At 54.0% G+C, this 23944-nt stretch carries 17 protein-coding genes and 1 tRNA gene; 6 read left to right on the top strand and 12 right to left on the bottom strand.

Annotated features, from left to right (window positions below):
- Positions 1 to 2 precede the first annotated feature (2 nt).
- On the bottom strand, positions 3 to 2393 hold the full coding sequence (locus IPJ96_01735; GenBank protein MBK7909068.1) for a PQQ-dependent sugar dehydrogenase: 2391 nt from the start codon (positions 2391 to 2393) through the stop codon (positions 3 to 5).
- 184 nt (positions 2394 to 2577) lie between these two features.
- Between IPJ96_01735 and IPJ96_01730 the strand changes: the two genes are divergently transcribed.
- On the top strand, positions 2578 to 2796 hold the full coding sequence (locus IPJ96_01730; GenBank protein MBK7909067.1) for a hypothetical protein: 219 nt from the start codon (positions 2578 to 2580) through the stop codon (positions 2794 to 2796).
- 67 nt (positions 2797 to 2863) lie between these two features.
- Here the strand turns inward: IPJ96_01730 and IPJ96_01725 are convergent, their stop codons facing one another.
- The 5 genes from IPJ96_01725 to dusB form a co-directional block, all read right to left on the bottom strand.
- The gene (locus tag IPJ96_01725; GenBank protein MBK7909066.1) at positions 2864 to 4636 is read right to left on the bottom strand and encodes a VWA domain-containing protein; all 1773 of its coding nucleotides are present in this window, start codon (positions 4634 to 4636) and stop codon (positions 2864 to 2866) included.
- 2 nt (positions 4637 to 4638) lie between these two features.
- Positions 4639 to 5451 (bottom strand): CbbQ/NirQ/NorQ/GpvN family protein, encoded by an 813-nt coding sequence (locus tag IPJ96_01720; GenBank protein ID MBK7909065.1) that lies wholly within the window; start codon positions 5449 to 5451, stop codon positions 4639 to 4641.
- Positions 5423 to 6763, bottom strand: coding sequence for a cbb3-type cytochrome c oxidase subunit I (locus IPJ96_01715; protein ID MBK7909064.1), 1341 nt, complete (start codon positions 6761 to 6763; stop codon positions 5423 to 5425). The genes IPJ96_01720 and IPJ96_01715 overlap by 29 nt, the downstream gene beginning before the upstream one ends.
- Before the next feature lie 33 nt (positions 6764 to 6796).
- A complete protein-coding gene (locus IPJ96_01710) occupies positions 6797 to 7225 on the bottom strand; it encodes a cytochrome c (protein MBK7909063.1) in 429 nt (142 codons plus the stop codon).
- 338 nt (positions 7226 to 7563) lie between these two features.
- Complete coding sequence (gene dusB / locus IPJ96_01705; protein MBK7909062.1) at positions 7564 to 8547, bottom strand: tRNA dihydrouridine synthase DusB; 984 nt, start codon at positions 8545 to 8547, stop codon at positions 7564 to 7566.
- Between the two features lie 220 nt (positions 8548 to 8767).
- Here dusB and IPJ96_01700 point away from each other — a divergent pair, with 220 nt between their 5' ends.
- From IPJ96_01700 to IPJ96_01690, 3 genes are all read left to right on the top strand, one after another.
- Positions 8768 to 9688, top strand: a complete 921-nt coding sequence (locus IPJ96_01700) for a CPBP family intramembrane metalloprotease (protein MBK7909061.1) — start codon at positions 8768 to 8770, stop codon at positions 9686 to 9688.
- A gap of 132 nt (positions 9689 to 9820) precedes the next feature.
- Positions 9821 to 9908: transfer RNA gene (locus tag IPJ96_01695), tRNA-Ser, on the top strand.
- A gap of 205 nt (positions 9909 to 10113) precedes the next feature.
- The gene (locus tag IPJ96_01690) at positions 10114 to 11013 is read left to right on the top strand and encodes an HNH endonuclease (protein MBK7909060.1); all 900 of its coding nucleotides are present in this window, start codon (positions 10114 to 10116) and stop codon (positions 11011 to 11013) included.
- Positions 11014 to 11414: 401 nt separating this feature from the next.
- Here the strand turns inward: IPJ96_01690 and IPJ96_01685 are convergent, their stop codons facing one another.
- The 3 genes from IPJ96_01685 to IPJ96_01675 all read right to left on the bottom strand — a co-directional run bounded on the left by IPJ96_01685 (position 11415) and on the right by IPJ96_01675 (position 16254).
- Positions 11415 to 13919: a T9SS type A sorting domain-containing protein gene (locus IPJ96_01685; protein MBK7909059.1), complete on the bottom strand. Its 2505-nt coding sequence runs from the start codon at positions 13917 to 13919 to the stop codon at positions 11415 to 11417.
- 288 nt (positions 13920 to 14207) lie between these two features.
- Positions 14208 to 15242 carry a type I asparaginase gene (locus tag IPJ96_01680; protein ID MBK7909058.1) on the bottom strand — a complete coding sequence of 345 codons (1035 nt, stop codon included), beginning with the start codon at positions 15240 to 15242 and terminating at the stop codon, positions 14208 to 14210.
- Between the two features lie 244 nt (positions 15243 to 15486).
- A complete protein-coding gene (locus IPJ96_01675) occupies positions 15487 to 16254 on the bottom strand; it encodes a TatD family hydrolase (GenBank protein MBK7909057.1) in 768 nt (255 codons plus the stop codon).
- 82 nt (positions 16255 to 16336) lie between these two features.
- Between IPJ96_01675 and IPJ96_01670 the strand changes: the two genes are divergently transcribed.
- Positions 16337 to 17332 carry a glycosyltransferase family 9 protein gene (locus IPJ96_01670; GenBank protein ID MBK7909056.1) on the top strand — a complete coding sequence of 332 codons (996 nt, stop codon included), beginning with the start codon at positions 16337 to 16339 and terminating at the stop codon, positions 17330 to 17332.
- A gap of 340 nt (positions 17333 to 17672) precedes the next feature.
- Positions 17673 to 19112 carry a T9SS type A sorting domain-containing protein gene (locus IPJ96_01665; protein ID MBK7909055.1) on the top strand — a complete coding sequence of 480 codons (1440 nt, stop codon included), beginning with the start codon at positions 17673 to 17675 and terminating at the stop codon, positions 19110 to 19112.
- A 190-nt stretch (positions 19113 to 19302) separates the two neighbouring features.
- On the opposite strand, the gene IPJ96_01660 is transcribed toward IPJ96_01665, so the two are convergent.
- The 3 genes from IPJ96_01660 to IPJ96_01650 form a co-directional block, all read right to left on the bottom strand.
- Entirely contained in the window at positions 19303 to 21198 is a 1896-nt protein-coding gene (locus tag IPJ96_01660; GenBank protein ID MBK7909054.1) for a KUP/HAK/KT family potassium transporter, read from the bottom strand.
- 248 nt (positions 21199 to 21446) lie between these two features.
- Positions 21447 to 21962, bottom strand: a complete 516-nt coding sequence (locus IPJ96_01655; GenBank protein ID MBK7909053.1) for an acyl-CoA thioesterase — start codon at positions 21960 to 21962, stop codon at positions 21447 to 21449.
- 7 nt (positions 21963 to 21969) lie between these two features.
- A complete protein-coding gene (locus tag IPJ96_01650) occupies positions 21970 to 23907 on the bottom strand; it encodes a KUP/HAK/KT family potassium transporter (GenBank protein MBK7909052.1) in 1938 nt (645 codons plus the stop codon).
- Positions 23908 to 23944 lie beyond the last annotated feature (37 nt).

Raw genomic sequence — 23944 nt, 5'->3', positions numbered from 1 at the left:
GACTATTCCAGGACAACCACCTTCCGACTGAGTAAGATTTCCTGTTGCTCTGTTTGCAATAGAAAATGGAATACTCCTGAAGGCAATTTCAGCTGCTTCACATTCCCTGCAGGCACCGATTCTACCCATACGGCGCGACCCGTCAGATCGGTGATGACCAGTCGATACGGCACCGGGCTTTCCGAAATGTTGATACGACCGGTGGAGGGTACCGGATAGAGCGCGATACGATCGCCAAGCGGCGTTCCGACCTGGTCGCAGACGTCGAAGATAACCGTGATCGAATCGCTGCCGGCCTGGCCTGTACCGTCGGTGACAGTCAGTCCGATGCTGAAGGTGTCGGGAACCGACGAGTTGAACGTATAGTTGTTCCCGGTCGTTCCGTCGCTCCAGGCATAGCTATTATACCCCGCCGGGCTCAGTTGTAAGGTCGAATTGATGCAAACCACGGTATCATTGAGCGTGAAGGGTAGCACGTCTTCACCATAAAATGCGGTCCAGGCGGTATCGTTCAACGGCGTACGGAACGTTTGTGTGAGCGCACCGCCATTATTCCAGCGAGTGAAGAAATAAGTGGATGGTCCCGAGGCTTGCGACCAAGGCGCGCCGAAGTTGCGGTACATGCCCTCGACGCCCGTCACCGTATGCGGCGCGATATGGGGTTGCCCATCCACATAGATGGTCAATCCTTGTGGTTGCGTGTTGATGGTAAAGTCACTGAGGTTGGGTTGCAGGTCGACGAACGCCGAATCGACCAAGCCTTCCGCGTCCCGTACGATCAGATAGAGCCGGAAAAAAACATTGGGCGAAACCTCGCCGGTAGTCGGCACCAGAAAAGCTCCGCTGCGAATACCGCTTCCGGCATTGGGTCCTGGATGTACGTGCGTGTCGTGGTGAAAGATGACGACCCACTGGAAGGCGGAGTCGGGCAGTACGCCGTCTTCCGGATCATTGGCATCACCCGAGAAGCTGATGAGGTCGCCGCCGCTGTAATGTGCCCCGGGAAGCGGTGTATTGATCACGGCGACCGGCGGTTGGTTGGCTGTAACACTCAGGTGCGCGTAACGGCTGGTATCGGATCCAAAGGCATTGCTGACCACGACGCGGTAATCGCCGGAGTCCGCAAACGCGCAATTCGGGATGTTGAGTGTGGCGTTCGTGTCGTTGAGCAGCAAGGTCGTTCCCTTGTACCACTGAGACTGGAAAGGAGGTGTACCACTGGCAGAGACACTGAAGTTCGCCGGATATCCAAGCGACACCAACTGATCCAGTGGTTCGTTTACCACAACGGCAGCAGGATTGGGCGAGTAAGCGATCTTGTATAACGCTTCATTGTTGCGCGATAAGAAGTACAGGTTACCATCGGGACCGGTCATCAAGCCGACGCTGTAGTTCGCGACGTTTGAAGCGAAGTGACTCCACACCGGCGGGTAACTCAGGGTGATGTAGTCGATCCAGTTGCCGCAGTAGTCGATGAAGTAATACTTGTCCTGGTACGCGGTCGGATAATTGGTCGTATCCGGATCGAAAAAATCTCCTCCGGTAATGGCACAGCCCTGCCCGGTCGAAAGCCCGTGCAGGTAGGAGTAAAAAGGATTGTCGAAGGCGGTATCGCTGCTGACGCCTTCTGCCAGAGGCCAACCATAGTTACCGCCTCCGGCTGTTGCGTCATTGATCTCTTCCCAGGTTATCTCGCCGACATCATTAATGAAGAAGCGACCGGTAGAGGGCTGGAACGAAAAGGTGAACGGATTACGCAGGCCATAGGCCCAAATGTTCCGCTGCTTCCCGGGTCCGGGAAACGGATTGTCGGACGGGGTTGATCCGTCAAGATTGATGCGGAGGATTTTTCCGAGGTAGCTGTTCAGGTCCTGTGAGAGTGCGGACCGACCGTTTTCACCAACCGCGACATAGAGCTTGCCGTCCGGACCGATCTGCAGGTGCCCTCCGCCATGATAGTTGGCGATCATGGTATCGGTTTCCAGCAATACTACTTCACTACCCGGCACCACCGTATCGCCACTGGCGGTGAAACGACTGACCCGATTGAACTCACCGGTCGGGATCGTGTAGCAGAGATAGACGTATTGGTTGTTTGTAAAGTCGGGGTCGATGGCGATTCCGACCAGGCCGCGTTCACCGTTCAGGTTGGTGGTGAGGGTGATGAAAGGACGCGACAAGAGTGTATCGTTCTTCAGGACCTTGACAGCTCCGGTCTGTTCACAGATAAAGAAACGACCATCGGGCGTATAAGCCATGGTCGTCGGCTGGGTGATGCCCGGCGCGACCAGCACCTGTGAGAATCCGGGCGGAAGGGTTTGTGCTGAAAGCGGCTTATAACCGGACAGCAACAAGAGGGCGGCCACAAAGGTCGCGATGGTGGAAATTCGCATATGGGTGATGGCGCAGAGACCCGAAAAAAGAAAAAAATCTTTAGAGTCAGTATGAATTCCCGATCGTTTACGGAGAATTAATAGTTAGTACGGCAAACGGGGGCGCAACGACGGCTTCCCGGCTTTTCTACCATTCAATACGAAAGGATATAGGACAATATCGAATAATGATTATCTTTCGACTATGACCAACGAATCCCTAGACGAGCAACGTCTCAAGCGGGCGAAGCAACAGAATCTCGGATTCATCCTCGCCGGCATCGGAGCCGTTTTGGGATTCATCAGCTGTGTGCTCACACTCTGGAATCCGATTCCCTCCATCTATGATCTGGTCCTGTACGGTCTGACTTCCATCGCCATACTGGTCATCTTTGCGGGGCTATACCTGATTTTCGAAGGGTAATCGCGGGTGAGACGAGGGACGAAAGGGATCAGGGACTAATTTTTTCAGTGAATTGTTCAGGGGGCTTTCAGCGCACGATTCGCAGGTATCCATTCAACAAAGCGAACGGCAATTGGCGAGGATGCCTCAACAACTCAAAGCCACCTTTACCGAACATCTGGGGCAAATAAAACCGTGCTGCTTCTTCGATGGCTATCGCTGAGACATGCACCCCATCCCGTTCCGCTTCCCGAATGGCCTGCCGTACATCTTGGATACCGTATTGACCTTCGTACCGGTCGTAATCATTCGGCTTTCCGTCGGTCAACAACAATAACCAGCGACTGGAAGCACGCACCTGATTCAACAGATAGGTCGCGTGTCGTAGTGCCGGGCCGATGCGGGTATAACCCGAACTTCCAATTGCACCAATGCGATCCCGGCACAATTGCCAGGACTCGTGAAAGCCCTTTACCGTTCCATAGTTACAATGGTTATGCGTCCGGCTATTGAACGTGTCAAGCTGGAAGCGGACACCCAACTTTTCCCAAACGTCCGCGACAAGTACCAGCGCTTCCTTCTCCAGATCCAATACCCGCTGGTTGTTTGAATATCCATCGGTGCTTAGGCTGGTATCGGTCAATACCAGGATCGCCGCATCCCGGCCACGCTTCCGGCGCGACTGATACAGATTTTCCGACGGAGTGATGCCTGCCTTCCGGTCCAGATAAGCTTCCACCATCGCGTCAAGATCAGGAGCGTCTCCCCACGACAAGCGCTGTTGTACAAAATGCTCGGTCAGGTATCGCTCTGCCTGCCGCCGCATCGAACGCGCCAAACCGGCGTGTTTGCTCAAAGTCGTCGCCGCGTAACCCGACAATGACTCTTTTAGGAAGGTCGGATAGACCCGGCAATAACCCTTACGATAACCATGTTGCTGGAAATTCCATTCGTCGTAACACCGATGAAATCCGGCATGAAGAGCGTCAGCGGTTTCGATCAGGCCCAGCGACTGAATGAATTCCGTCCGATACACCGAATGCACCGGGCTATCAACGCGTACCAGTTGCCGGAGGTCCAGTTCCTGCAATGCTTCGCCATGCTCATCCAGGTCGTCGCTTCCGTCAAAATCGCGCCACCGACCGGAGAACGTATCCAGCGTCTCGATCTTTTCGAAATTGTGGGTGAGCGTATAGTTCTCTTGTTCCTCCGAATCGACGATCAACAGCTCGGTTTCCTCCCGCGCCGGCGCCTGCCTTTCTGAATAATCCTTCGAATCTTTCTCTACTGCCACGGTATTTTTCGATGCAGCATCAGCATTTACGTCGAGCTTGCACCAGCTGTCGTCATCGAGTCGATACCAACGGCCATACAACCAGGGTTCGGCCGGATCCGACGCATCGTGTCCGGCCATCACGTCTTCTTTCACGCGTTGATGCAATTCGTCAAATCCCGGAAATTCGTTCGACAGAAAAGCCAGCACCGCGTCCGCGTTCAGCAGTGCGCACGCGCTCGCCTGTAGTATACTATTCGCCTCCTCTCCACGAAAAGCATGTCGCAGTCGCTCTTGACCATACAGGAAGAAGATCCTGAATAGAAAAAAATCAACATTGCCGGTTTGCGTTGCCGAACGGTCATACCGCGACGGCAACAACCACTGATCTCCTCGCCAGCCACCTTCGCGCTCGGCGGGATGTATGTTCACCGCGCGCCCCGACAAGAGACGAGCCAGGGCTGTCAGTCGCGGTTTCAGGGTTTCCAACTCCACCGCCGCCGCTTGCCGTTGCGGATCCACCGCAGGACGTCTGACCCATTGTACGAGTTCGGAGATCCGTTTGAACAGAAACTGATCCCACTCCATTGTTAAAAGGTCATGTTGATCAGGTCAACCAGCGACTGACGCACTTCCGGGTCGTCCGTCAACGTTTCTGCGATCGCTACCGTACAGGAAAGCCGCGGCGGCATTCCGCTGTGGATGAGCTTGGCCGCGTCAACCAACAACCGCGTCGACGCGGTTTCGGCGAGACCCAGTTCCGCCATGCCGCGAACTCTTGCCGCGAATCCGACCAGCTTATTCGCGATCGCGCGATCGATTTCGGTTTCACCATACAGGATCTCCGCTTCGATGCTTTGTCCGGGATAATCGAACGAAAGGGTCACGAATCGCTGGCGGGTGGAGGGTTTGAGTTCCTTGTATCCGCGTTGGTACCCGGGGTTGAAGGACGCCACGAGCATGAAATCGTCCGGGGCACGCAACACTTCATGATGACGATCGAGAAAGAGCATTCGACGATGATCGGTCAGTGAGTGAATGGCCACCAGAACATCGGGGCGCGCTTCGGCGATCTCATCCAGGTAGATGATCCCGCCCTGCCGGACCGCCTGCGTGAGCGGTCCATCGATCCATTCCGTCGTATCTCCCTTCACGATATAACGACCCAGCAAGTCGACCGTAGAGGTCTCTTCATGACAAGCTACCGTCAGGAAGGGTAATTGCAATTCAGCGGCCATGAACTCCACATAGCGCGACTTACCCGTTCCGGTAGGCCCTTTCAGTAGCAGCGGCAGCTTTTCCCGAAAGCAGTGTCGGAACACTTCCGTTTCGCGACCGGTTTCTTTGTAATAAACGCCGCCGGTCGCGTTGGTATCAGGAAGCTGCGCGTTCAAGGGCCTCATCGGTCGGACGACCGTAGCGGATGAATTCATAGATGTAGAGAATGATAGCGATGGTAAAGAGCGTAGCGGCCAGGATCAATCCAAAGAAATGCGGCTCAATCTCCTTTTGAACAGCGAGAAATTCCATTCCGGATTTTCGCTCCAGGTACACCTGGGCGATACCCGCGACGGCGAATGCTCCGGTCATTCCCAACATGCCGATATTCGACATCCAGAAGGCGATGATACCGGTCATACTGGAATAACGTTTCCGTCCGGTCATCTGCGGCATTGCATAGGCGATGATGGCGAGGACGATCATCGCATAAGCGCCCCAGAATGCAAGGTGGCCGTGCATGGCAGTGACCAGGGTCCCGTGTGTATACAGGTTGACCTGTGGCAGGGTGTGTGCGAAGCCGAGGAAGCCGGCTCCGACGAACGACATGATCGCGCAGCCGATGGTCCACAATAAGGCGAGTTTGTTCGGATGATCGCGACCACTGCGTTTATACATCACGATGGCGAAGAGCGCCATTCCCAGGAAGGCCAACGGCTCCAACGCGGAGAAGATGCCGCCAACGATCAACCAATACTTCGGCGTGCCGATATAATAATAGTGGTGGCCGGTTCCGAGGATTCCCGAGAGAAACGTCAAGCCGACAATTACATACAACCATTTCTCGATCACTTCGCGGTCAACGCCGGTGAGTTTGATGAGTAGGTAAGCCAGGATGCCGCCCATGATGAGCTCCCATACGCCTTCCACCCACAGATGCACGACCCACCAGCGGAAGTACGAGTCGATGGTCTGGTTGTCGAAATAGATCATGCCCGGGAGATACAAGAGCGCAGCGGCAACAAGCCCGGTGTACAATACGATGCCGGTGGTACTGATGCGCTCCGACTTGTAGATCGTGGCGCCGATGTTGAACAGGAAGGTAAGTACATTCACTACGACCAGGTAGTCGAGCGGCCGGGGAATCTCCAGAAACTTCCTGCCTTCCCACCAATTGATGTGAAATCCGATCAAGGCCACGACCCCGACAAGGATCAGGCTGATCAGTTGGATGTATCCTAGTTTCACCGAGTAAAGTTCACGCCCCGCTTCGTCGGGAATGATGAAATAGGCGGCGCCCATGAATCCGGTGAGTAACCAGACCACCAGCAGGTTGGTGTGGACCGCACGTGCGGTGTTGAAGGGGATGACCGAATGAAGGCCGTCATAACCCATGTGCGCGAAGCCCATGATGAAACCGTAAATGAGCTGCAGGCTCAGCAGCAACATACAGGTGGCGAAAAACCAGTACGCCAGTTTTTGTGATTGGTATTTCATAGGATTGTTTTCGTTACAGGTTGAACGGATGGGCTACTTCGTTTGGGAAAGTGTCGGCTTGGCCGGAAAACCATTCAGGTCGACTTCCCCCACCCATTTGAGGAATGCGATCACGTCGGCAATCTCCGCGTCGCTAAAATGATAGTTGACCATTTTCCGCTGTCCCGGATACAATGCTTCCGGGTCCTTTAAAAAAAGCGTGAGCCACTGCTCGCCCCGCCGTTCATAGGCTTTCGTCAGTTCCGGGGCGTAATAAGCGCCTTCACCGAAGATGGTGTGGCAGCCCATACAGTTGTTCGCGTCCCAGATCAATTTACCGCGGTTGACTTCCGCTGTGATGTTCTGTTGTCGGGTCTGCTGCGGAATTTTCCGCATCGTATCCACCGTCAGCCAGAGGAATACGCCCGAGAATGCCACGGTTCCTATGATGAAGAATAACCGGGCTTGTGATTTGGATAACATAAGCGTGTGGGTTAGAAATTGTCGCGTTCAACTGGTTCCGAAAACTTCTTCGGAACGCGCCCTAAGCATGGATAGTAAAACATGGGCATGATGCTTTGAAAAGACAATCAAAAGTATCCCTGCCCGGGGGTGCCGGGAATGATCTCCGATCCTAAAAAAACTATGAATCCTATGTGGATTCAGATGACGATTGTCAGGATTCCTCTACGTACGCACAATTCAATGGCCGGCAATTTCCATTACGGTACCAGAAGAGAAAGATGCTGGTGGGGGACCGATCCATACGGACTGTGGTTCAGCAAGTGCCAAATACCAGCGGGTATCTGCTTGCCGGAAAATCAAGTACGCACATTGACCAGTTCGTACCGCTCCCGGATCTCGTCGAGCACCGCGTGCAGCTCGTCCAAATGATCGAGCGTCACAAGCCGGATGCGGTAGTCGCGAAAATGATCCAGCCCTTTGAAGTAATTCGCGTAGTGCTTGCGCATTTCCACTACGCCCAAACGTTCTCCCTTCCACTCCACGGACTTCTGCAAATGCGTACGACAATTCGCGACGCGTTCGTCGATCGTGGGTCCCGCTAACATTTCGCCCGTGTTGAGGTAATGCCGGATCTCCCGGAAGATCCATGGATAACCGATGCTGGCGCGTCCGATCATCACGCCGTCCACGCCGTAGCGTTGACGCATCTCCACGGCCTTCATCGGAGAGTCGATGTCGCCGTTGCCGAAGATCGGTATACGCATGCGCGGATTGTTCTTCACTTCGCCGATGAGCGTCCAGTCGGCCGGACCTTTGTACATCTGCTTGCGTGTACGACCGTGTATCGTGAGCGCGGCAATGCCGATGTCCTGGAGCCGCTCGGCGACTTCGACGATGTTCTTGGTCAGATCATCCCAGCCGAGACGGGTCTTCACCGTCACCGGCAGCTTTACGGCCCTGACGATCTCTTCGGTCATCTTCACCATCTTCGGGATATCCTGCAGTAGCGCGGCGCCGGCGCCCTTGCAGGCGACCGCCTTGACCGGACAACCATAATTGATGTCGATGAGATCCGGCTGTGCAGCCTCCGCGATCAATGCGGCTTCGCGCATCGAACCGATCTCGCCACCGAACAACTGGATCCCGATCGGACGTTCGTACTCGAAGATGTCAAGCTTCATCGTACTCTTGGCGGCATGCCGGATGAGTCCTTCGCTCGAGATGAACTCCGTGTACATCATGTCCGCCCCGTTCTGCTTACAAACAAACCGAAACGGCGGATCACTGACATCCTCCATAGGAGCCAGGAGCAGCGGGAAGTCGGGGAGTTTGGGAAGCATGGGCGGTGGTAGGTAGGCGGTAGGCGGTCAGCAGTAGGCAGTAGGCAGTAGGCAGTAGGCAGTAGGCGGTTGGCGGTAGGCGGTGGAGGGGCTTGGGGGTTGGGGTAAACGTTACTATTCGCTATTGGCTATTCGCTATTCGCCAAACTTTTTACTGTTCACTGTTCACTATTCACTGTTCACTCCATCAACTACCTTCGCCCCACAAAAATACCGCTCTATGCCCCTCAAGTCAATCTGGGCCCAAAACACGCCGTATTCGAAGTTTTTACTCGGAGTCGGGGTGATTTTGATCTCTGCCGTAGCCTTTACGCTGCTCAGCACCGTGGTCGTGACCGGCCTGTACGGCATCCCGATGTACCAGTTGGAGAACATGCTGCAGGACGTGAAAAACCCGCTGACCCTGCAAGTATTGAAGGTGATCCAGACCGGCAGCACGATCGGTACGTTCATCGTTCCGGCCTGGGTGTTGGCGTATCTGTTTCACGGCGATCCGAAGGAATACCTGCAGTTGCGCAAGGTCGCTCCGGCAACGAGTCTGTTGTGGGTGGGCCTGGGAATGCTCACAGCCGTGCCGCTCATCAACCTGCTGGGCGATTTAAACAGCAAGATGCATTTGCCTTCGTTCCTCGCACCGGTGGAGCAATGGATGCGCGACTCGGAAGATAAAGCGGCGGTACTCACCGAGGCGTTCCTCGACATGCCCGATCCGGGCGCGCTGCTGTTTAACCTCTTCATGATCGCCCTGCTGCCGGCCATTGGAGAGGAGTGGTTATTCCGCGGTGTAGTACAGCGATTGTTCAGCGAATGGTCGGGGAAGAAACAAGTCGGCATTTGGGCGGCGGCCTTACTCTTCAGTGCCATGCACCTGCAGTTCTATGGCTTCGTACCCCGGCTGTTGTTGGGAGCGCTCCTTGGCTACTTACTACTCTGGAGCGGATCGATCTGGTTACCCATGCTCGCCCACTTCCTCAACAACGCGGCGGCCGTCATCGCGGCGTATCTCTACCAACACCAACTCATCAACGCCAACCCCGACACACTCGGCCTCGGCCCAGAACAGTTCATGGTCCTCCTCGCCTCGATCGTCCTAACGGCCTTGTTCTTTGTTTTGGGTAAACGCAATGCCCAATCCGTGTAGGTCCGGTTTCATCCGTGTGCTCCGTGTGCTTAGAATTCGAAGCAGGCCAAAGATTGACTTAAAGCCCCGGGTTTCGTACCTTCGTATCCCTCAACCGCCAAAAACCCATAAAAACGGGTTTTTTCGCATCCCGGAGACGTGTCCGAGTGGTTGAAGGAGCACGCCTGGAAAGTGTGTATACCCCAAAAGGGTATCGTGAGTTCGAATCTCACCGTCTCCGCTGAACGAAAGGGATAAGGCCGATTAAGGTCTTATCCCTTTTGTGTTTTACAATTTTACCTAACAATTGAATGGTAATCATCGTGAAATCGGATTAAAAAATCCAATTAAATACTGCTAGGCTAACTGCATTAATATGTCTTTGGCGTTTCTACCTGAAGCTTATAACTTTATCAATCTCAACGGCCTGTTTAGTAAAGGTACCTATGAATCCCCTGCCATTTATACCGAAACAACTGTATAATCGGCGGACGGATATACATGCCAAATATGGTGGTAATTGGCAAAGTGGTATCTGTCCATCTGCGAATTATCCGTACATCTTTATCTTCTCAGGAAAATCTGGACGCCAACACGGTTATAAAGATGGATGGGACAATCCGGACGTGTATTCATACACTGGCGAAGGGCAAGCTGGCGATATGCAATTCACTAAAGGAAACCTAGCACTACGTGATCATATACAAAATGGTAAACGCGTTTTTTTGTTCGAAATAGAATCCAAAGGGATAGTTCGATTTATTTGTGAGGTAGAGGTTTTTGACACGGGGTATTTTGAAACACATGACACCGCTGGTAAACAACGAATTGGAATAACTTTCTTCTTTAAGCGATTAGGAGTGTTCCTTCCTGCGCTTCCAGGGTTGTTTGATTCACTTAATGTAGCTGGAGAGCCACCCGTAGAATATAGTTTCAAATTGCCCAATGAAACTGAACGAAAGGGGTTAATCACATCAAGGGTTGGACAAGGGGCTTATCGAAAGCGGATTATTCACCGTTGGGAATACAAGTGCGCCGTAACAGGGTTTAATAAGTTGGATGTTTTGATCGCGTCACACATTGTTCCTTGGAAAGATTCCACAGAAAATGAGCGCTTAGATGTACACAACGGCATTTTATTATCACCAACTTTCGATGCATTATTTGATCGTCACTTGATTAGCTTTTCCAACAATGGAAAAATTATTTTAACTGATAAAATAGAATTACAGGCCTTTAATAAGGTGGGGGTTTGGGGGAAGGAGGTGATTAAAAACTTAAGCATTCATAATCATGAATATCTTGAAAAGCACAGAAATTTATTTCATCAGGTAAATTCAAAATAATTATTTTAATTCCATCTCCGAATTTTTCATACGCATGCCCTTTTCACCACTCTCACATTAACACCCACATCCTCCTTGATTCTATTTTTCAAAATTGGCACGAATCGATTCTATATCTTAACTACTTCGATGACCTGCTTAAGGGGGCACGATTGAGTTTGCTCGGGTTGTTGGCAATTGGAATAACAACCAGACCCCCTTCTTCATCGCACAAGGTAACACAACAACCCGCAGAAGAAGAACAGTGATTCATCGAGCAATCAAGCAAGCACATCCCATCACCACACTATTCGCTATTCGCTATTCGCTGTTCACTATTCGCTCCCGCCTACGCTAAAGCTACGGCGGGCAGGATTCACTGTTCACTGTTTACTGTTTACTGTTCACTATTCACTCCTCACTCAATAATAAAACTTCCCACTCAACACCTTCTCCCCCGTCCCGATGTTGAAGTAGTACATTCCCTTTGCAAGCGAGGAGGCGTCGATGCGGAGCGCGTTGGAGCCGCGGTTGGATTGGATGCGGCCGTTGAGTACGGTCTTGCCAAGCTGATCCACGATGACGTAATCAAGTGTCTGGTCGTTCTTGTCGGAGAAATAGACGTGTACCAATTGCCGGTTCCAATCCGGTGAAATGCCGGTGAGCTCGAACTTGCTGCGCTTGAGGTCGACCGGGATGATGTCGGACACCGTGGAGGTGCCGTCGTAGTCGGTTTGACGCAGTCGATAATACGAGAGTCCTTCGTGCGGCTGCATGTCGCGGTACTCGTAGTTCTCCAGCGTTGTGGTCGTACCCGCGCCTTTGACCTTCGCTACGGCTTCGAATTCCTCTCCGGTAACGCTCCGCTCGATGGTGAAGTAGTCGTTGTTCGTTTCCGAAGCGGTCACCCAGTCGAGTTCGCAAAAATTTTCCGTCGCACGTGCCGAGAACGAAATGAGTTCGATCGGCAGGGTGCTGGAGATGGTGATCGGGATCGTGGTGGTTTGTCCGTCGGGGTTGATGATGGTGATCGTATAGGTTCCGGCAGAAACACCGGTCGTATTCAGATCGAGGTTGACTTGCGTCGGGCTGATAAAGGTCGCCCCATTCACAGCGATGCCGCCGGTCGCGGTAGCCGTGATGTGGTTCGCCCAACCCGGACCACCGGCATCGGCGCCCGGATCGAAGAAAGCGGTATTGTTCGGGGTGCTGTTCGCGATCACGTTGACCGTGACGGAAGCCAGGTTGCCGATAGTCGGGAGCGCATTCAGGCTGGCGGTCGGCGGAGGAGCCGGCGCCTTGAGTTGAACCACGCGCAAGCCCCACGAGTTGGCCGCGTCACAGTATTCCTGAAACGTCCAGGCGGTCATGTTATCGTTCGGATCGACAACGGTCTGCGAGTAATCGCCCCAACGCTGTCCGTCGGTCGCCTGTGCAACGTAAGTCGTAGAACTGTTCGTGGCGAGGTTAAAGGTCTGTAATGTTCCGGAGGCGTCGGAAGAATACCGCCCCGCAACCGCGACATCCGCGCGCGCTGCCGCTCCGGCGGAAGTGCATCCCAGTACCGCATGGCCCTGACCGGTCATCGCGATGCTTCCGTTCCAGAAGCCGCGCGGGTTGGTCGCGGCGTTGTCGTAGAGCGTGCCCGACTGCGCCAGCGCGGGCGTGGTGGTGAGGTTGGTCAGTTGATACCAGCGTGTCACGTTGCGGTTCTGAGTTCCCGAAGAAACACCGGAACTGTTCGCCCGGGAAGTATGACAGGTCCAAAGGGAACTCGCGCCGGTCAGTTTATTCTGCATGATGTGCGCGGCGAAGAGTCGATCGTCGAGCGCGTCGAGGCGACGGTTGGCCGCCGCGCCCTGGTGCACCTGCAGTTGCGGCGCGCTGTTCAGTGGAATCGTGATCGCGGGTAAGGCTGTCAAGGTCGGCGTACCGCCGGGTGTACCGATCCGGATTACGTTGATCGCGCCATAGACACCGGCGTCGGTGCCGATAAAGTAACCTTCTGTGGCGGCCGGATCATCGTTGTGTACACCCTGTGGAACGTAGATACCGGTGCTCGTCCCTCCTGCCGTGCGGAATGCCGTGGCGACAATCGGTCCGGCACCCAGCACGGAGCTTTTTCTGACCACAAAGACAGGACAGCCGTCAAATACGTTCGGGTTGAATCGCACGCCACCGATGTAAAGCGCCGAGGCGTCTACACCCAGGGTCGGGTAGTCAAGGAACTTCCCGGCATCACCGGCCGGCGATACGAGGTTGAATTGAAAATAGAAGAAGGTGAACGAACTGGTGTTCGTGATCGTCGGGCCACTGCTCACGGCGATCAGCACACGGTTGTTCGTAGAAGCCACGTTGATGGCCACCACAAACCAGCGCTGGGTGAGACGGTCGTAACGAACGTGCGGATCACTCACCGAGCTGCTGTTGCGAACGGAATTAAAGAACACGTCGGTGGTGACATTCAGTCCGCCCAATACGCCTGCTTTGCTGTATACGCGTACGCGACCATTGGCGACGGTGAGGATCTGTGTAGGGCCGACATCGCCATTGCAATCCGGCGGAACAAACGCCGACACGCTGCTGTTCGCCGCCAGGAAACTGGTGCCGATGGTTTGCGTGGCGTAGGTCTGATTACCTCCGCCCGGGGCGCCGTCGCGTTCCTGAGCGCCGACGGGCCAACGATCCGTCAAGGGCGAATTCGGATTATTGCGCCGGTCAAGTTCTATCTCGTGTTCACGCGGAATACGCGGGCCGTTGGTCTCCGCCGATTGCGCCTGGAGATCCATGAGCTCCTGCACACTGAGCGTAACGCCGCGGGCACCTGTCCAGGGCGTACCAGTCTCGGTACGCAGGGTTTGCGCGGCGACGCCTTTTACCAGAAAGAATAAGCAGATAAATCCGAGGATTCGGGCAATGGTTTTCACGTGGATACACGATTGGTCAGCGTTCGTGTACGCAAAACCGGCGGTATCGCTTGATGAAAAGTGGGGGAAATCTTACAGTGGTCGAGAGGGAGTGATTAGTGAACAGTAAACAGTAAACAGTAAACAGTAAACAGTGAACAGTGAATAGCGAATAGCGAATAGTGGTGAATGGTAAATAGTAAGGCCCCGCTCGCTGAAATGGTGGTATTAACAGGAAACAGGAAACAGGAAACAGGAAACAGGAAACAGGAAACAGGAAACCCGAAACTAGAAACTAGAAACTAGAAACTAGAAAACCCCAACCTCCCCGGCCAGGCTTTTTACCATTGCCCGCTCAAACCGATCTCCTTTGTAGCCTTGTCCGAGCAGGAACATGGCTTTGGTAATCGCGGCTTCGGTGGTCATGTCCATGCCGCTGACTACGCCGATCTCCTGCAGGTGCAGGCTGGTTTCGTATTTTCCCTGCTCAACCGATCCTCCTGAACATTGAGAGATGTTGATGAGGGTGATGCCGCGGTCGATCGCTTCCTTCAGGACGCGCAGGAATCCGGGATCCGTCGGCGCATTACCGCTGCCGTAGGTTTCGATGATCGCCGCGCGCAAACCGGGTGTAGAAAGAATGGCTCGCATGGCTTCAGTGTGGATGCCGGGATAGATCTTGAGCAACGCCACTTCGGTATTGAAACCATATTTCACCCGAAATTTTCCGGTGGGTTTCTTCCGGATCTCCGGTTTGTCGAAGACGATGTGTGTGCCCGCTTCCGCTAATACCGGATAGTTGAGCGAGTGGAACGCGTCGAATTTCGAGGATGTATATTTCTCCGCACGGTTGCCGCGGTAGAGTTGATTGCTGAAGCAGATGCACACCTCCGGTACGAGTACATCGCCGGCGATGATCTCCACGCTGGTGATGAGGTTCCTGCGTGCATCGGTACGAATGGCGCCTAACGGCAACTGCGAGCCGGTTAACAACACGGGCTTGTCCAGATTCTGCAACATATAACTCAGCGCGGATGCAGTATACGCCATCGTGTCGGTGCCGTGAAGAATGACGAAGCCGTCGTAGCGCGCGTACTCGCGTTCAATCACCCGCGCAAGGGTACCCCAGAATTCCGGCTGGACATTCGAAGAATCGATGGGCAAGCCGAAAGCATGAAACCCGAAGCTGCAATTCAACTGACGCAGTTCGGGCACTTGTTCAACGATCGCGCTGAAATCAACGGGCCGCAGTGCTCCGGTATGGTGGTCTTTCATCATACCGATTGTTCCTCCGGTATAGATGAGCAGGATCTTTTTGCGGGATGAGGTGGTCTTGCGGGACATGGAAGTGGGTAGAAGAGTTCTTTTGTTCCGGGTTCCGGGTTTCGCGTTTAACTTATGGTCTTGGGTTTTCCGCTTTCTATTGTAATCTGTGGTTCTAAATGAAATATCTTTTTCAACCTGCAATCTGCAACCTTCAACCCTAATCAGGAATTAGCAATACCAAACTCGGAACCCTAAACCCGCCTGCCTGCCGAAGCTTCAGCGAAGGCAGGAAACTCGGAACTAGAAACTTTCAACCCCCATTTCATATCCCGAATATCCTGTTGGCATTCTCCGTCGTCACTTTGGCCACCTCTTCAATCGTCACACCCTTGATCTCCGCGATCTTTTCCGCTACGAGATAGACGTACTCGGGCAGGTTGCGCTTACCACGGTGCGGGGTCGGTGCAAGGTAGGGAGCGTCGGTCTCCAGTACGAGGTGTTCGAGCGGAATTTGTTCCACCACCGCATCCAATCCGGATTTCTTGAAGGTGACAACACCTCCGATGCCGAGGTAAAAACCGCGGTCGATCGCTTGTCGCGCTTGTTCGATCGTTCCGGTGAAGCAATGGAAGATCCCTTGTGGCGATGCCTTCGGCTGTCGGTCGAGCAGCTCGATGATTTCCGCGAAGGACTCCCGGGAGTGGATAACGACCGGTAGCTGTCGTTCGTTCGCCCAGGCCACTTGTTGCAAAAATGCCTGCTGCTGCTCGGCAAAATAGGTTTTGTCCCAGTACAGGTCGATGCCAATCTCCCCGATCGCCACCCATTTTCGGCGCATCAACTCCTCTTCTACCCTTTTCAGCGCCGCCTGCCAGTCCTGCTGCACATGACAGGGGTGCAAGCCCATCATCGGGATGCAGACACCGGGGTACGCGGCTTCCAATTCGAGCATAGGACCGATGGATGCGGCATCGATGTTGGGCAGGTAAAATCGTCCGATGCCCTTTGCCATCGCGGCTTTGATCAGGTCCGGACGGTCGGCATTAAAAGCGTCGGCGTAGAGGTGGGTGTGGGTATCGACCAGTAACATTCGGGATGACAAAGGACGGAAATTCCGGCTTCATCCTTTCTTCCAAGTCGAATTCCGGCGGATCGGTATCTTTGAATGCTGCGTGTCAAAATTTCTGCTCCTTCGGTTTTCTTCCATTGGCGACATCGTGCTCACGAGCCCGGTGATACGTTGCCTCAAGGAGCAATTGCCCGGCGCGGAGGTACACTTTCTTACCAAGCGCTCCTTCGAACCGGTATTGCAGCACAATCCATACATCGACCGTTTACACCTTACCGGAACAGGTGATCAACTGCCCTTGCGTGAGCTGAAAGCAGAGCGTTTCGATGCCATCATCGACCTGCACCACAACCTGCGTACCCTCCGGGTTGCAGCCGCCCTTGGGGTGAAGCGCTACGCGTTTCGAAAACTCAACGTGGAAAAATGGTTGCGCGTCAACCTGAAGGTGGATCGCCTGCCCAAACTTCACATAGTCGATCGTTACCTGGAAACTGTCGCAGATTTCGGGGTGCGCAACGACGGTAAGGGGCTCGACTACTTCATCAGCGAAGACGAAGAACAGGAAGGGCTTTCGATACTGCCTCCCTCCCACCGCAACGGCTACATCGGCTTCGTCATCGGTGCACGACACGAGACCAAACGAATGCCCGATCGGAACCTGGTAACGCTTTGCGGCATGCTCAAGTGTCCGGTCGTGTTACTGGGCGGAAAGGAAGATGCCGAGCTGGGCGAATTCATTCGTCACCGCGTCGGAGAAACGGTCTTCAATGCCTGCGGCAAAACCGGACTCAACGCCTCCGCCGCGCTCGTGAAACATGCCGACTCCATCATCACCCACGACACGGGGCTGATGCACATCGCAGCAGCCTTCGGTAAGCGGATCGTATCGGTCTGGGGAAACACCATTCCGGAATTCGGTATGTATCCTTACAAAAAACAGGGAAGCACCGAACCGATTTTCATCGAAGAGGTCAAGAACCTCTCTTGCCGTCCCTGCTCCAAGATCGGATACGGCAAGTGTCCAAAGGGACATTTCCGGTGTATGCGGGATCAGAATCTCTTTGCAATCGCGGAGCACACCCTCGGGCGCGACACCTGAGCCCTGTTGAAGCGGGGCCGTGCCCGGTCCTCCTCAGGGAATCCTCCGCAACGACAACCGCCCGATTGGGTTCACGATCATCGGCACTTTCTCACCACTTACCGCGCTGGTGACAAGACTGTATGACCGTCGTTGGGGAAGCATGATTCGTTTTAAGTAGAAAGAGGCTTCCACAAAGGTCTTCTCGATCAAGGAAAGTACTTTCATTTAAAATAGACCTCCTTCAATTTTTTGAAATGGGGGTGGTCGTTCCCTGCCTAATTCTTATAAAGAAATGTGCGATCTTTATCTTGAAATCAAATGCTTGTCTTCCCCCTTTAATCTTATACACGTTCGCGCAATGAAATACTGGTTAGCCTGGTTCATCTTATTGTTTCACGTATCTGCCACTGCGCAACTAACCTGGACGACTTCCGGAGATGTTGCGCCGGATACCTGCAGCAACATGCACCCGCGACTTTGCCTCGATGGGGCGGGAAATCCTTTGGTGGTTTGGGGAAGAATGAACGATCAGACCGTTTTCTTTTCCCGGTGGACGGGGTCCGCGTTCAGTGCTCCGGTGATACTCAATCCGCCCTGGATGCCGGTGGCTACGGCAAGCTGGATGGGTCCCGATATCGCTTCACATGGTGATACCGTGTATGTTGTGGTTAAACGCATTCCCGAATCCGCGGACTCTAATCGTATCTTCTTGTTTGCTTCATTCAACGGCGGCGTGTCGTTCAGCAACCCGGTGGAACTCGGATTCATCGCCGACAGCATCTCACGCTTTCCGGCCGTTACAACCGATGCGACCGGCAATCCCATTGTTGCATTCATGAAATTCAATTCGTCATTTCTGGATAGCCGCTGGGCTGTCCTGCGTTCCTCGGATTATGGTAACACGTTCACCACTGATACGAAGGCCAGCGGTTGGGGTGGCTCGGCGGAGGTGTGTGATTGTTGTCCGGGTGAGATCATCTCGGAGGGCAATACTTGTGTGATGCTCTATCGCGACAACAACGCCAATCTCCGGGATAGCTGGGCGGGCATTTCAGCGGATAATGCCATTTCTTTTACAAACGGTTGTGCGGTAGATGATAACAATTGGGTGATCGCAGCCTGTCCGGCCAGCGGGCCGGATGGGGTCATCGTGGGGGACACCCTGTATGCCACCTTCATGAGCGGAGGAACCGGAAGCTACCAGGCCTACTTGAGCAAAACCTGCCTTGGCTCCAATACACTCTGCAGCATTGAACCACTCACCGGAAACATTCCCGGACTGAGTCAACAAAACTATCCGCGCATTGCAAACGATGGGTCAGCCATCGCCATCGTATGGAAGCAATCGGTGAATGGTGATGCTCAACTTCCTATTCTGCTAACTCCCGATATTACCAATGGTTTCCCCGCGTCTTATGACACCGTTGCAGTGAACAATGTCACCAATGCGGACGTGAAACTGAAAAACAGTCGGGTCTGGGTGGTATGGCAGGACAACGCCAGTGGTACCGTCCGGTACAAAACGGGAACTTACTCCGCCCCTACCGGCCTGCGCGAGGAATTCGATACAAATCCATTTTCAGTCTTTCCGAATCCGGCGGGCGAAGAATTGAATGTTGCTTCAGATTTAAGCAGCGTTTTTACAATTCGCGTTTACACCGTGCTGGGGAAACTGGTCTATCAGGAAACCGTACAGGGAAAAACAACGGTTTCGTTGACTGATTGGAGCGAGGGCTTGTATTTGATGGCGCTGGAGGCCGGAGACAGGGTCTATCGTAAAAAATTCTTCAAGCACTAATTGTTTTTTCTGATCGGCTTTAATAACCCGTGAAATCACGGACTACACAAGTAGGTTATGATCCCCGGTGAGCGTCGACTACCGGAATCCTTCAACTTTATTATCCAAGGCGTCTCGAATACGGCTGCTGCTCTTTTTCCCCTTCAACTTTCAACCGGCACAACCGATCGCTGTCAAACCAAAGGTTCGCTTACGTAATCCTCCGCAATGACAACCGCCCGATCGGATTCACGATCATCGGCACCTTCTCCACGGTCACCGAACTGGTGTCGAGACCGAAGGCCCGGGGTTCGGACAAGGAGATCCGCTTGAAGAAGAAATAGATGTCCATGATGATCTTCTCGTACGCGGATAGCTCATTCTCATACGAGAGGAATTTCTCCATCACCACGAAGCGGAAATCCCCGATCATGTTCTTTCGGCTGAGGGACTCGTAGCGCGAGGTGATGTCGACTTCGAAGTTCTTCACCATGTCTTCGACCACGTTGCGGAACATCAGGTTGATGCGCGGCTCCACCCGGAACCCGAGGCGGAAGTCGACGCGGAAGATGTTGCCCTTGATCAGCTCCGTGACTTTATAATCCATCGTGAACGGCTCGTCCAACACATCGACGTGCACGAACCAGTAGATATCGGCGCGTTTCGGCTGTCGCTGAAGAATGGAGTACACGACCTTGGATTCGATCTCCTCCGGGAAGTTGGCGCTGGTCAAATAAACCAGGTGCGTGGAATATTTCGGAATAGAAAAATCGTGGCTCAGGTCGCGCAGCATCGGCAGGTAGTCCTTGAGCTTGATGAACTCCACGAAGCGGTTGCGGATCTTCCGCGCGGCATACCACGACCACATGACCCCGATCAGCATCGACGCGATGATCAGCGTCAGCCAGCCGCCGTGCGGGAACTTTTCAAGATTTGCCACGAGGAAGGATAGTTCCACCGTGAGGAACAGCACCAACAACAAGCCGATCACCGCGTACGAGACCCTGCGCAGGTACAGGTAGTACATGAGCAGCAGCGTGGTGCTGAGCATGGTGATGATGATGGCGAGTCCGTAGGCGGCTTCCATGCCCGACGACTCCCGGAAGTGCAATACGATCCCGATACAGCCCGCAAGTAAAAGCCAGTTCACCGATGGAACGTATAGTTGTCCGCGAAGATCCGACGGATATACGATCCGCACCTTCGGCCAGAAGTTCAGCCGGATTGCTTCGTTGATGAGCGTGAACGATCCGCTGATCAGCGCCTGGGATGCCACGATCGCCGCGGCGGTGGCGATGACGATCCCCGGCACGAGCCACCAGGAAGGCATGATGGCATAGAACGGATTGACGTCTTCCAGCATCTGCCCCTGATGTTGCATGAGCCAGGCGCCCTGTCCGAGGTAATTCAGCACCAGCATGGTCTTTACAAAACCCCAGGTGATGCGGATGTTCTGTCGACCACAGTGACCGAGATCACTGTACAAAGCCTCCGCTCCCGTTGTGCAGAGAAAGACCGCCCCCAACACCCAGAAGCCGTGGTGATATTGCGTGAGCAGGTGAATCGCGTAGTACGGATTGAGTGCTTTGAATACCGAAGGAAACTGGGTGATCTCGGCAACGCCCAACGTACCCAGCATGAGGAACCAGATCATCATCACCGGACCGAAGAAACGCCCGACGAACTTTGTTCCGAACTGTTGAATGAGAAAGAGCGCCGTAATGATGCCGATCACGATCGGCACCGTAGGGATGCTGTCGTTATAAACCCGCAGACCCTCGATCGCGGATGCGACCGAGATCGGCGGCGTGATGATCCCGTCGGCCAACAGGGCGGATCCGCCAATGATCGCGGGAAGCAGCAACCACTTGGTCTTCGTCCTCCGCACCAGGGCATACAACGAAAAGATGCCCCCCTCCCCTTTGTTATCGGCCCGCAGGGTCAGGATCACATACTTGAACGTCGTCTGGATCGTCAGCGTCCAGAAGACACAAGAGATCCCACCCAGCACCAGATCGGGGTCGATCGGATTCTTACCGATGATCGCCTTGAATACATACAGCGGCGAGGTTCCGATATCGCCATAGATGATCCCCAGCGTCACCAACAGGGTGGCGAAGGAAACGGCGTGAGGGGCTTGTTTGTTCACGAAGGGGATGAGGGTTAGTTGTTCCGGGTTTCGGGTTCCGGGTTTCGGGTTCCGGGTTTCGAGTTTATCCTCTGGTCTTGGGGGCTCCGCTTTTAATGTACGCTATGGTTCTAAATGAAATTTCTTTTTCAACCTGCAACCTGCAACCTTCAACCCTGGTCAGGCATTGACAACCTGAAACCCGAAACTCGAAGCAAACAACTCTCTCAAAGGAACAGCGCCTTCAGCTCCGTGGCGTCGGCTGGTTTCATTTTGCCGGCGAGGATGAGGGAGAGTTGTCGGCGACGAAGGGCTCCTTCGTAGCGGCGTTTTTCTGCATCCGTTTCGGGAATCAATTCGGGTACATGGATCGGGTTGCCAAGCTGGTCGACAGCCACGAAGGTATAGATGGCCTCGTTGCACTTCTTCTTCTCTCCGGTCGCGTTGTTCTCCACCCATACGTCGATGAAGACTTCCATGGAAGAATTGAAGGCGCGCGACACTTTCGATTCCAGGGTCACGATCTCGCCCAGTCGGATCGGCTGGTTGAAGGATACGTTGTTGACCGAGGCGGTCACGACCACGCGGCCGCAATGTCGATGCGCGGCGATGGCGGCGGCGATGTCCATCCAATGCAGCAGGCGGCCTCCCATGAGGTTGCCCAGCGTATTGGTGTCGTTGGGCAATACGAATTCGGTCAGGATCGAAAACGATTCGCTGGCCTTTTTAGCTTTGAGTGACATGAGGATGTTATTTAACCCGTTTGAGCGGGATGTCTCCGACCGGATTCACAACCATCGGAACTTTTTCGATGGTGACAGAACTGGTATCGAGTCCGAATGCCCGTTCTTCGGAGAGCGAGACGCGTTTGAAGAAGAAGTAGGTGTCGAGGATGATCTTTTCGTAGAACGGCAGGTCGTTCTCGAGGCTCAGGAACTTTTCCATTACTACGAAGCGGAAATCGCCGATCAGGTTTTTCCGTCCCAATGATTCGTAACGGGAGGTAATGTCGACTTCGAAGTTCTTCACCATGTCTTCGACCACCTTCCGGAACATCAGGTTGATCCTGGGTTCCACGCGGAAGCCCAGGCGGAAGTCCACGCGGACAATGTTGCCTTTGATCAACTCCACCACCTTGTATTCCATCATGTACGGCTCATCCATAACATCCACGTGTACGAACCAGTAGATGTCGGCGCGCTTGGGCTGTTTCTGCAAGATCGAATACACCACTTTCGCCTCGATCTCCTCCGTGTAGTTCGCGCTGGTAAGGTAGACCAGGTGCGTGGCATATTTGGGGATGGAGAAATCGTGGCTGAGGTCGCGCAACAGCGGCAGGTAATCTTTGAGCTTGACGAATTCAACAAAGCGGTTCCGGATCTTCCGCGCCTGGTACCAGGCCCACATCACATAGATCATGGCCAGGCTGATGATCATGCTCACATAGCCGCCGTGAATAAACTTGTCGAGGTTGGCGATGAGGAAAGAGAATTCGATCGTGGCATAGACCGCGATGAACAGGAAAATGATGAACGAACGATAACGACGCAGGGAGAGGTAAAACACCAACAGCGTCGAGGTCATGATCATGTCGATGTTGATCGTCAGACCATATGCGGCCTCCATGTGCGAGGATTCGCGGAAGAATAAGACGACCCCCACACAACCGGCATACAACATCCAGTTGATCGAAGGAATATAGATCTGCCCTTTCAGGTCCGTCGGGTACTTGATGCGTACGCGCGGCCAGAAGTTGAGGCGAATCGCTTCGTTGATGAGCGTAAAGGATGCGCTGATCAACGCCTGACTGGCCACGACCGTTGCCCCGGTGGCCACGATGAGTCCGATCCAGCGGAAGCTGTCGGGCATCATCGAATAAAACGGGTTGCGGTCCTCGAGGAAGGCTCCCTCCTGCCCTACCAGCCAGGCAGCCTGCCCGAAGTAGTTCAGCAACAACATCACTTTTACGAAGCCCCAGCTCGCCCGGATATTTTTGCGGCCGCAGTGACCCATGTCGGAGTACAGGCCTTCTGCACCGGTTGTACAAAGGAAGACTGCGCCCAGCAACCAGAATCCATTCGGGTGTTCGGCCAGCAGCCGATAGGCGTATAGCGGATTGACCGCTGCCAGCACATGCGGCGCGTGCACGATCGACAGTATCCCAAGCACGCCGATCATGAGGAACCAGGTGAACATCACCGGACCGAAGAACCGGCCGACGAACTTGGTGCCGAACTGTTGGATGAGAAACAATGCGGTGAGGATCGCAATGACGATCGGTACCGTGTTGATCGCGGGATCGAAGTAGCGAAGTCCCTCGATGGCGGAAGAAACCGAAATGGAAGGTGTAATGACTCCGTCTGCAAGCAGCGCAGCGCCGCCGATGATTGTTGGAAACACCAGCCACGGTACTTTCGTGCGACGCACCAATGTATAGAGTGAGAAGATGCCGCCCTCACCCTTGTTGTCCGCGCGCAGCGTCAGGATCACATACTTGATCGTGGTCTGCAGGGTAAGCGTCCAGAAGATACAGGAGATCCCGCCGAGCACGGTCTCTTCGCTGATGGCTTCCTTGCCGACAATGGCTTTCAGCACATACAGCGGCGACGTTCCGATGTCGCCGAAAATGATTCCGAGCGTAACCAGTAGGCCACCGACGGTAACCTTGTTAAGCGAAGAAGAACTCAAAGCCTGGCGTTAGGTTCGCAAAGGTAGCAAAGGACAT

The sequence above is a fragment of the Bacteroidota bacterium genome, assembly GCA_016713765.1.
Taxonomy (GTDB): Bacteria; Bacteroidota; Bacteroidia; order AKYH767-A; family 2013-40CM-41-45; genus Pollutiaquabacter; species Pollutiaquabacter aromativorans.
Note: the sequence above shows the minus strand (reverse complement) of the source record. Positions and strands in the feature narration are given on the sequence as shown.